Genomic DNA, 10,621 nt, shown 5'->3' on the forward strand with positions numbered 1-10,621 from the left:
TTCATTTTCACAAAAATCAACCCTACCCTCCAAAAGAGGAAGGTCAAAATCAGACTTTACCTTTAAGCGTGCCGGCAAAACAAATACTCCGCCGAGTTCTTTCGCCTTTTTAGGGGCAGGAATAACTGATAGCATAATTTTTCTCCAATTTATCATATACAGCCTGAAAAACAGGCTTGTAATATTATATCAAAACATAATATCAAAGTCAATTTACAAAGTGTGAACAAATACACTAAAGACATTATTAAAACAGTTCAAAACAAGCAACAAAAGTCTATTATTCGCTTTGCTCTGCTCTGATTTCCGCAGCAGATTTGTTATAAATTAAATCCTGCAATTTTTCTTTATTCTTATCAACATCAATGGTAATAACGCTTGCACCGCCGATTGTTGCATATTGCCAAGTGCCGTCAAACGGAACACGAACCTCTGCCATATCGCTGATGCACGGAAGTGCTTTCATACCGGCAGAAATAATCTTTGCCTTTGAAAGATTGGTTTGAATATACGGTGCAGCCTTGGTGGCCATCATTGCGAGTTTTACCGGATTTGCAGATTTCACGCTCTTGAGAATTGCCTGCATAACTGTTCTTTGACGGTAAGCACGCATAAAGTCGGTGTCAATTTTTCTTATTCTGCAATAAGCAAGAGCCTGTTCGCCTGTTAATTTGTACTTGCCCGCATCAAGTTTGACATTGCCGTATCTGCCTTTGTGAGAGGTTACCTCTTTGGCTTCTTTTTCGGTTACTTCAACCTCTACACCTCCGATGCTGTCAACGAGCACCTTGAACATTTCAAAATCGGCAACAACATATCCGTCAATATCTATGCCAAAATTATATTCAATAGTATCAACAACACCGTTGTAGCCGTCATACTGACAGGCCGCATTGAGTCGTTGCTTTTTGTCAACGCACGGAATGTACACCCAAGTGTCACGCAAGAACGAAACCATTTTTATGCAATTGTGTGCCTTGTCAATAGAAATGAGCATCATTGAATCGGAACGAGAAGCGGTATCATCTTTTGGATTACGGGCATCAACGCCGAGCAAAAGAATATTTGTTACACTTGACGAACGAGTTAAATCCGACTTGCTGACATACTGATTTTTGCGCTTGTCATCATAGGTGACTTTGCCCATAGCGTTGCCGACAAAACAGCCTGCACCGATAATCAAAGCGAGAATAACTGCCAAAACCGCCCTAAAAATATTCTTTGCGTTATTAGGTCTTGAGCCTTTTCGTCTTTTACGGCGAGGAGGTCGGGTTGTTTCTCGTCTTTGGCGTGCTCTTTCTTCGTTTTCTTTGCGTCTTTTGGCATCTTTATCAATATAAACCTGTGGCACAAAATCGTTGGCACTTTGACGGTTTGAGCGTTGCGGCTCGTCAAGTTCCTGCATAAAAGCATCCAAATCGTAATCAGCCGTATTTTGATTATCAATAACCTCTTCGTCAAAATCAGAAACATTGAAATAATCCTCATCAACGGGAACGCTTCTGTCTCGGCTGTCGTTATCTATTCTTTTTTTAGGGTTAAAGCCCTCTTTTTCAAAGCGAGGCATACGAACACCCTTCCTTTATTTTAGAATTATATATTAAATTCAGTGTACACCATATTAATTATATTTTCAACTTTTTTTATTTAATATTGCATTTTTGGTCGGAATAATTTATTATATAAGATAGAGTTGTCCAGACGGTTGCGTAGTCTTTGACTATGAGGAAAGTCCGAGCAGCACAGAGCAGGATAACGGCTAACGGCCGCCGAGGGTGACCTTAGGGAAAGTGCAACAGAAATAAACCGCCGTTTTTACGGTAAGGGTGGAAAGGCGAGGTAAGAGCTCACCGAGAGAGTGGAGACATTCTCTGCCATGTAAACCCTATCCGCTGCAACACCGACCGGAGAGTTGGTTGCTCGCCACATAACTCCGACGGGTGGCTTGAGCAAGGTGGCAACATCTTGTCGAGATAGATAATCGTCCACGACAGAACTCGGCTTACGGGCAACTCTGTTTTTTAAAAGGGGTAAATTGAATTATGTTAGTTAATATGAGAGATCTGCTTGAAGATGCCGAAAAAGGCAACTACGCAGTAGGCTCGTTTTCCGTTGCCAATATGGAAATGGTTTTGGGTGTACTGAAAGCGGCTGAGGAGCTGAACGCACCCGTTATATTGCAAATTGCGGAGGTGAGGCTTAAACAAAGCCCGCTTGAAATAATCGGTCCGCTTATGGTAGCCGCCGCAGAAAATGCAAGCACTCCGGTTGCCGTTCATTTTGACCACGGCAAAACGATAGAAAAAATCACCGAAGCACTCGACATCGGCTTTACATCCGTTATGTTTGACGGCTCACATCTTCCGCTTGAAGAAAACATTAAAATGACGAAAAAAGTCATTTCGACAGCCGAAGAATACGATGCGGCTGTTGAAGCGGAAATCGGTTGCGTAGGCGGAAGTGAGGACGGCAGTGAGGACATTGCGATAAACTGCACAAAGCCGGATGACGCCGTAAGATTTGAAAAAGAAACCGGCGTTGACGCACTTGCAATAGCAATAGGCAACGCTCACGGAAACTACAAAAGCACGCCTAAACTCCGTTTTGACATTTTAAAGCAGGTTGACGATATGACCGATACTCCGCTTGTTTTACACGGCGGCACGGGAATAAGTCCTGAGGACTTTGTAAAATGCAGCAAAACGGGAATCAAGAAAATCAACATTGCCACGGCTACATTTGACAGCGTTGAAAACAATGTCAGAGAAGCGTACAAAAACGGCAATATAAAAGGATATTATGATTTGCACGAAGCCGAAATCGAGGGTGCTTACAAAAACGCAAAGCGTCACATCTTGATTTTCGGTTCAGACAACAAAGCATAAAACAATTTAGCATATAAAGGGGTAAAAATTATGCAAAATTATGTAACATTTGATATGTCAAAGCCGCTTGATTTTATACCGATCGGCAGAATAGCCATTGACTTTAATCCGACGGATATGTACAGACCGCTGTCGGAGTCGGCTAACTTTAACAAATATGTGGGCGGTTCGCCTGCAAACATTGCCGTAGGTTTGGCAAGGCTCGGCTGTAAGGTCGGCTTTTGCGGATGCGTAAGCGATGACCAATTCGGCGACTATGTTGTTGATTATTTTAAAAACGAAGGCATTGACACTTCCAAAATCACAAGAGCGAAAAACGGAGAAAAAATCGGTCTTACATTTACCGAAATTCTTTCAAAAGAAAGCTCATCAATTCTTATGTACAGAGATAATGTTGCCGACTTTTGTCTTGAACCCGGCGACATTGACGAAGAATACATTGCATCGGCAAAGGCAATAGTTATCAGTGGCACGGCACTTGCAAAAAGTCCGTCAAGAGAGGCTTGCCTCAAAGCTATGATGCTTGCAAAAAAGAACAATACAAGGATTGTATTTGACATTGATTACAGAGAATACACCTGGAAGAGCAAAGACGAAATTGCCGTATATTACAGCATCGTTGCCCAAAACGCAGACATTATTATGGGCAGCCGTGAAGAATTTGACCTTACGGAAGGCATTATCGGTGTTAAGGGCAGTGACCCCGAATCGGCTAAATACTGGCAAAGTTTCGGTGCTTCAATCTGCGTCATCAAGCACGGCAAAGACGGTTCAACCGCTTACACAAACGACGGCAAGTTTTACAACATCAAACCGTTCCCTGCCGTTATGCTCAAAGGCTTCGGCGGCGGTGACGGCTACGGCTCATCGTTCCTTTACAGCCTGCTTCAAGGCAAGGACATTATTGATTGTCTTGAATTCGGTTCCGCTTCGGCAAGTATTTTGATTGCATCACACAGTTGTTCGGACGCTATGCCGTCTGCACTTCAGGTTGAGGAGTTCATAAAAAAATCAAAAGAACAATACGGCGAAATGGTTGCAAGAGCATAAAAAATCAATAAATAACAAAACCGCGAGGAACAGTGGCAACTGAACTTCGCGGTTTGATTTTTTATAATACCATAAATAATGTTCCTGCTGCAATGAGAATACAGCCGACAAGCGATTTTGCATTGAAATCCTCGTGCAAAAAGATAAATGCAAGAATGAGGGTAAACACAACGCTCAACTTATCGATAGGCACAACCTTGGAGACATCGCCCATTTGAATAGCCTTGTAATAGCAAAGCCACGATGCACCTGTTGCAAGACCCGAAAGGACAAGGAATATCCAACTTTTTTTGCCGATATTTGTAATACCCGACTGTGCGTTTGTAACAAACACCATAAGCCAAGACATACCGACAACAACCATTGTACGGATAGCCGTTGCCAAATTTGAATCTACATCTTCTATTCCGATTTTTGCAAGAATAGAAGTGAGTGCGGCAAATACCGCCGAGAGCAGTGCAAATAACCACCACATACATTTCACCTCTTTACCTTATATTACACCCATTTGAATACAAAGTAAAGTAAAATCCCGAAACCGTTTAGCTTCGGGATTTGTTTGTTTATTTATTGGTTTTACGCTGGATGAGCTTTACGATTTCTACAATCGGAACAACCATAAATGCGAGAAGGAGTGCCGTAAAGTATTCTCTTGCATCGATAGGTGCAAAATCAAATGCCTTGCTGAGGAACGGAATATAAATTACCGCACTTGAAAGTACAAGCGAGAGCACCATGGCACCGAGCAAATACCAGTTCATACTGCCCATTTTTGCTATTGACTGACGGCGAGAACGCATATTAAACGAATGGAAAATTTCTGCCATAGAAAGGGTTAAAAACGCCATTGTCATACCGTTTTGGTGAAGCAAATGAGTTGCTTCGTTTGCATCGTTGACTGCAAAGATTTGTGACAAAGTCATATGCTCCGGACTTGCCATAACAATACCGAGAACATAGGCAACAAGCGTAAGCACTGTTACCATAACACCCTGATAAGCACAATCAAAGCCCATACCGCCTGCAAAGATGCCGTCTTTGCTGTTTCGAGGCTTACGGTTCATAATTTCGGGGTCGCCCTTTTCAAGACCGAGGGCAAGTGCCGGGAAGCAGTCGGTGATAAGATTTATCCACAAGAGGTGAACAGGCTCAAACAAAATGAAACCGCAAAGCGTTGCAAAGAATATCGAAAGAACCTCGGAAAGATTTGACGAAAGCAAGAACTGAATAGAATTACGAATATTGTCATAAATTCTTCTGCCCTCTTCAACAGCCGAAACGATGGTTGCAAAGTTATCGTCTGCAAGCACCATATCTGCAACATTCTTTGTTACATCGGTGCCTGTGATACCCATACCGACGCCGATATCGGCATTTTTGATTGACGGAGCATCGTTTACGCCGTCACCTGTCATTGCGGTAATCATTCCACGCTTTTTCCAAGCTTGAACGATACGAACCTTATGCTCAGGCTGAACACGGGCATAAACCGAATATTCCTCGATATGCTCATCAAGTTCTTCATCAGACATAGAATTGAGTTCCATACCTGTGACAGCCTTTTGATTTTCGTTGATGATACCGAGTTGCTTTGCAATGGCAACGGCTGTATCTTTATGGTCGCCTGTAATCATAATCGGGCGAATACCGGCACTCTTACATTCCTTGATTGCGTCCACAACCTCAGGACGAACAGGGTCAATCATACCGGTAAGGCCGATATAACAAAGGTCCTGCTCGAGTTCATCAGGCTCGTTTGACGGCTGTTCGCTGTAAGTTCTCATAGCCGCACAAAGAACACGGAGAGCCTTATCAGCCATTTCTTTATTAGATGCGGAAATTGCCTGACGGATTTCGTCTGTCATAGGTACTTTTTTGCCTTCTACATAAGCACTTGTGCAAAGTGAAAGGACGATATCGGGAGCACCTTTTGTATACTGAACAAATCCGTTTTGTGTTTTGTGGATTGTTGACATCATCTTTCTGCCCGAATCAAACGGAGCTTCGCCCACTCTCGGGAAAAAGGCTTCAAGTTCGCTCTTTTTAAGCCCAAGCGAATCGGCATAAGCAACAAGTGCGGCTTCGGTAGGCTCACCCTTGATTGTTCCGTCATCCTGAAGTTCGGCATCACAGCAAAGTGCCATAGCCGTTGCAAGGAGTTTTTCATCTGTACCCTTATGGTCAACAACGGTCATTTTGTTTTGAGTGAGAGTACCTGTTTTATCGGAGCAAATAATTTGTGTACAGCCGAGAGTTTCAACAGCCGTAAGTTTGCGAATAACAGCATTACGCTTTGACATCTTTGTAACGCCGATTGACAAAACGATTGTTACAACTGCGGCAAGGCCCTCGGGGATTGCGGCAACGGCAAGCGACACGGCAACCATAAAGAACGAAAGCGTTGACGACAAAGTAACAGCGTCACCGACAACAAGTGCACGAATAATATCAAACGCAAAAATAAATACGCATATGCCCAAAACAATAAAGGACAAAACTTTTGAAAGCTGATTAAGTTTGATTTGGAGAGGTGTTTCCTCATCCTTTGCCTGCGTGAGAGCATCGGCAATTTTGCCCATTTCGGTGTCCATACCGGTAGCAACAACAACGGCTTTACCTCTGCCGTATGCAACGGACGAACCCATATAGCACATATTTTTTCTGTCGCCGAGCGGAACATCGTCCGAACCGAGCGGGTCAATAGGTTCTGCTGTTTTTGTAACGGGTACCGATTCGCCCGTAAGTGCGGATTCCTCAATTTTCATGGAAGCACATTCGATAATTCGGCAATCGGCAGGAACGCTGTCGCCCGCTTCAAGCACTACAATATCGCCAACAACGATGTCCTCGCTTTTAACGGTAACTATTTTACCGTCACGGATAACCTTTGAGGTGGCGGCGGCTATTTCCTGCAAGGCTTCAATAGCTTTTTCCGCCTTACTTTCCTGATAAACACCCAAAACAGCATTGATGATTACAACCACCATAATGATGATTACATCGGCATAACCTTCGCCCTCGCCGCCTACCGTTGCGGTAACCGCACTGATAACGGCTGCAACAATCAAAATAATAATCATAGGGTCGGCAAGCTGTGACAAAAAGCGTTTTATAAGACTGTCTTTTTTGCCCTCTGCAAGCTTGTTTTTGCCGTTTTGTTCAAGCCTTGTTGATGCTTCGGCAGAAGAAAGGCCGCTTTGTCCGGACTTAACTTCGGCTAAAACATCATCTTTCGTTTTTAAATATTCTTTCATACAATACCCCTTCCGTCAGAATATACTGCAATGTAAGATCTTATACCTTACATATTTGTATAAAAAAAGACCCATACATAGTATTACACTATGCACAAGTCTCATTCTTTACAATTAAGCCAGCCTATTTTGGCATGATGTTGACTTAACTCACGATAACCGTGGAATTACTCCCCTGTCTTGACCTAAATATAACATACAAGTGTATAAAAGTCAACAAATCAAATATTAATAATTTCTTAAATGTTTTTTGAAAGTAATCAAAAACGGAACAGAAACTATTGCCGCCAAGACATAAGCTATCGGCTGTGAAAGTTCCAAACCCGTAATGCCTGAAAACTTCGGCAATATCAGTGCAAGCGGAACAAAGAAAAGTCCGTTTTGACAACAGGCAAGGAACAGTGCTCTGCCCTTTTTGCCGATGCTTTGAAATGTCATATTTGCCGTTAACGCAGTAGGCAAAAATATAAGCGAAACACAAAGATAGCGAAGAACTTTTGAGCCGATTTCAACAACCTCAGCCTCGCTCCTGAATCTTCCGATAACCCACGGTGCAAAAGCAAACATAACGCCCGACAAAACGGTTACGGCGATTGTGCCGTAAACCCACAAAAAGTTGATTGCCTTGCGAACACGGTCAAAATCCTTGCTTCCGTAATTAAATGCACTGACAGGCTGAAAGCCCTGACCGATGCCTACACACACGCTGAAAATCAGCATTGAGCACCTGTTTGAAATGCTCATTGCGGCTATACATTCGTCACCGTAAGGCGATGCCATAACATTCAAAATCATTGTTGAAAGGCTTCCGAGTCCGTTACGCATAAAGCTTGGGAAACCCGTTGCGACTATCTCCCACACAAATCTGCCTTTAAACCTTACATTTTTAGGATTAATGCGGCACTGACATTTTTTAAATACAAATGCCGAGAGCAAAATCGCCATGCTTACATATTGGCTGACAGCCGTTGCAAGACCTGCTCCGGAAATGCCCATCTTAAAGACAAAAATAAACAAAGGGTCAAGTGCAATATTGAGAATACCGCCCGAAGTTAAGCCAATCATAGCAAGTCGGGCAAGTCCCTCATACCTCAAGATGTTATTCATTACACAGCTTGTACACATTGCGGGGCCTGCAATTAGGATATAAAGTCCGTATTGTTTTGCATAAGGCAAAATCGTTGCCGTACTGCCGAGGAAGGTCATAAGCTTATCCAAAAACAGCAAGCCCAAAACCGCAATAACAACGCTTATGCCAAGCGACAAAAAGAATGCCGTTGAGCAAAACTGCCTTGCCGTTTCAACATCCTTGGCACCGAGCCGCCGTGAAACATTTGAGCCGGCGCCCTGACCGAACATAAAGCCGAACGCCTGAAACACAGCCATAAGACTGAAAACAACACCTGTTGCACCCGAAGCGGCAACGCTGATTTTTGACACAAAATATGTGTCTGCCATATTATATATCATTGTAATGAGCATACTGATAACAGTTGGCACGGACAAAATAAATATCAGTTTATTTACCGGTGTCCTTGTCATTTTTTTATACTGTTTATCGGCAGCCGCATTTTCACTGTTAGTCAAATTATCATCTTCTTACGCTTACATTATTTTTTGCAAGATACTCTTTGAGCACGGGAATAGGAAGCTCATTGAAATGGAAAAGGCTTGCCGCAAGAACCGCATCTGCCTTGCCGTCAACAAAAGCATCCAAAAAATGTTCTGCCTTGCCTGCACCGCCCGAAGCGATAACGGGAATACCGACCCTCTCCGATACCGCACGGGTAAGTTCAATATCATATCCGGTTTTTTGACCGTCGCAATCCATAGAGGTCAAAAGAATTTCGCCTGCACCTCGTTTTTCGGCTTCGACTGCCCATTCAACAGCGTCAATACCCGTAGGAATTCTTCCGCCGTTGAGGTAAACCTCCCAGCCGCCGTTTGATTTACGCTTTGCATCAATGGCAACAACAACGCATTGTGAGCCGAACTTATATGCGGCTTCGTTAATCAAATCGGGATTGCGAACCGCCGCCGAGTTAACGGAGATTTTATCCGCACCGGCACGCAAAAGTTCTTTAAAATCATCAACGGTTTTGATACCGCCGCCGACCGTAAACGGAATAAACACGGTATTTGCAACCCTTGACACAATATCAATCATAGTGCTTCTGCCCTCGTGAGTTGCGGTTATATCAAGAAGCACAAGTTCGTCAGCTCTCTGCTTATCATAAGCCGCCGCACATTCCACAGGGTCGCCGGCGTCACGCAAATCAACAAAAGAAACGCCTTTTACCACTCTACCATTTTTAACATCCAAGCACGGAATTATTCTCTTTGCGTACATATTCAGTCCTCCCTGTTTACAAAATTGCGAAGAAGAGCGAGTCCGACCTCACTGCTTTTTTCGGGGTGGAACTGAGTTGCGGCAACTCTGCCCTTTTGCACCGCACACTGAATAGGCACACCGTACTGCGTTGTACCTACAACTATATCACTCTCGGCATTTTTAAGATAATAAGAATGAACAAAATAAAAATAGCTGTTATCCTTTAAACCGTCAAATATACCGTTTGTTTGATTCAGTTTTACGCTGTTCCAGCCGATATGCGGAACTTTGAGTCCGTTATCTTTGGGAATAGTAACAATGTTACCTTTGAATATACCCAAGCCGTCAACGCCCGGTGATTCCTCGCTTGATTCAAAAAGAAGCTGAAGTCCGAGGCAAATACCGAGAAAATACTTTGAGCCGTCTGCCGCTTTTTTGATTGTATCTTCAAGGTCACGCTCTCTGATACAATTCATAGCGTCGGCAAACGAGCCTACACCCGGAAGAATAATGTGAGATGCCGCATTTATCTCATCTTTATTATCCGTAATCACACTGTCTGCGCCGATAAAATCCAAAGCCTTTTTAACACTTTGAAGATTGCCTGCACCGTAATCAATAATTGCAACCATAATGTTCTCCTATACTTTTAATATGTTATATAATAGCACCGAAAAGAAAAAAATGCAAATTTAAAATTGACAAACAGTGCCGATAATGTTATTATACTGTATGACAATTTAAGGAGGCGCGTTTATGAACATTTGGCACGACATATCTCCTAAGCGTATCAAGAAAGACAGATTCTACGCTGTAATTGAGATTTCCAAGGGCGGCAAAAACAAGTACGAGCTTGACAAAGAAACCGGTATGCTCAAACTTGACAGAGTACTTTTTACATCAACCCACTACCCTGCCAACTACGGATTTATTCCGAGAACCTACGCCAGCGACAACGACCCTCTTGATGTTCTTGTGCTTTGCAGTGAGCAAATCAGACCTATGACTATTGTTGAATGCAAGCCGATCGGCGTTTTGATTATGGAAGACGGCGGTGCAAGAGATGAAAAAATCATTGCCGTTCCGATAAACGACCCTAA

General features: G+C 43.2%; 9 protein-coding genes and 1 other RNA gene. 4 read left to right on the forward strand and 6 right to left on the reverse strand.

Annotated features, from left to right (window positions below; translation table 11 throughout):
• Positions 1–280 precede the first annotated feature (280 nt).
• Complete coding sequence (locus tag Q0E08_RS08800; protein WP_294778736.1) at positions 281–1,567, reverse strand: LCP family protein; 1,287 nt, start codon at positions 1,565–1,567, stop codon at positions 281–283.
• Positions 1,568–1,689: 122 nt separating this feature from the next.
• Between Q0E08_RS08800 and rnpB the strand changes: the two genes are divergently transcribed.
• The 3 genes from rnpB (at position 1,690) to iolC (ending at position 3,935) form a co-directional block, all read left to right on the forward strand.
• Positions 1,690–2,020, forward strand: an RNA gene (gene rnpB, locus Q0E08_RS08805) — RNase P RNA component class A.
• 19 nt (positions 2,021–2,039) lie between these two features.
• Positions 2,040–2,885, forward strand: a complete 846-nt coding sequence (locus tag Q0E08_RS08810; RefSeq protein WP_294778752.1) for a class II fructose-bisphosphate aldolase — start codon at positions 2,040–2,042, stop codon at positions 2,883–2,885.
• Between the two features lie 30 nt (positions 2,886–2,915).
• A complete protein-coding gene (gene iolC / locus Q0E08_RS08815) occupies positions 2,916–3,935 on the forward strand; it encodes a 5-dehydro-2-deoxygluconokinase (protein ID WP_294778738.1) in 1,020 nt (339 codons plus the stop codon).
• A 61-nt stretch (positions 3,936–3,996) separates the two neighbouring features.
• Here iolC and Q0E08_RS08820 read toward each other — a convergent pair whose 3' ends face one another.
• From Q0E08_RS08820 to hisH, 5 genes are all read right to left on the reverse strand, one after another.
• Positions 3,997–4,410 carry an EamA family transporter gene (locus Q0E08_RS08820; protein ID WP_294778740.1) on the reverse strand — a complete coding sequence of 138 codons (414 nt, stop codon included), beginning with the start codon at positions 4,408–4,410 and terminating at the stop codon, positions 3,997–3,999.
• An 88-nt stretch (positions 4,411–4,498) separates the two neighbouring features.
• Complete coding sequence (locus Q0E08_RS08825; RefSeq protein ID WP_294778742.1) at positions 4,499–7,189, reverse strand: cation-translocating P-type ATPase; 2,691 nt, start codon at positions 7,187–7,189, stop codon at positions 4,499–4,501.
• A 228-nt stretch (positions 7,190–7,417) separates the two neighbouring features.
• A complete protein-coding gene (locus tag Q0E08_RS08830) occupies positions 7,418–8,776 on the reverse strand; it encodes an MATE family efflux transporter (protein ID WP_294778744.1) in 1,359 nt (452 codons plus the stop codon).
• Positions 8,777–8,780: 4 nt separating this feature from the next.
• Entirely contained in the window at positions 8,781–9,539 is a 759-nt protein-coding gene (hisF, locus tag Q0E08_RS08835) for an imidazole glycerol phosphate synthase subunit HisF (protein WP_294778746.1), read from the reverse strand.
• 2 nt (positions 9,540–9,541) lie between these two features.
• Complete coding sequence (hisH, locus tag Q0E08_RS08840; protein WP_294778748.1) at positions 9,542–10,153, reverse strand: imidazole glycerol phosphate synthase subunit HisH; 612 nt, start codon at positions 10,151–10,153, stop codon at positions 9,542–9,544.
• Between the two features lie 124 nt (positions 10,154–10,277).
• Here hisH and Q0E08_RS08845 point away from each other — a divergent pair.
• Positions 10,278–10,621: inorganic diphosphatase (locus Q0E08_RS08845; protein ID WP_294778750.1), on the forward strand; the 344-nt coding region annotated here is incomplete at its 3' end.

The sequence above is a fragment of the uncultured Eubacterium sp. genome (assembly GCF_934561735.1).
In the GTDB taxonomy this organism is placed as follows: Bacteria; Bacillota; Clostridia; order Oscillospirales; family Acutalibacteraceae; genus Eubacterium_R.

What these genes read in the sequence shown, in the direction of transcription:
- Q0E08_RS08800 (WP_294778736.1), bottom strand. Translation starts at nt 1,567, where the DNA reads ATGCCTCGCTTTGAAAAAGAGGGCTTTAACCCTAAAAAAAGAATAGAT.
- iolC (WP_294778738.1), top strand. Translation starts at nt 2,916, where the DNA reads ATGCAAAATTATGTAACATTTGATATGTCAAAGCCGCTTGATTTTATA.
- Q0E08_RS08820 (WP_294778740.1), bottom strand. Translation starts at nt 4,410, where the DNA reads ATGTGGTGGTTATTTGCACTGCTCTCGGCGGTATTTGCCGCACTCACT.
- Q0E08_RS08825 (WP_294778742.1), bottom strand. Translation starts at nt 7,189, where the DNA reads ATGAAAGAATATTTAAAAACGAAAGATGATGTTTTAGCCGAAGTTAAG.
- hisF (WP_294778746.1), bottom strand. Translation starts at nt 9,539, where the DNA reads ATGTACGCAAAGAGAATAATTCCGTGCTTGGATGTTAAAAATGGTAGA.
- hisH (WP_294778748.1), bottom strand. Translation starts at nt 10,153, where the DNA reads ATGGTTGCAATTATTGATTACGGTGCAGGCAATCTTCAAAGTGTTAAA.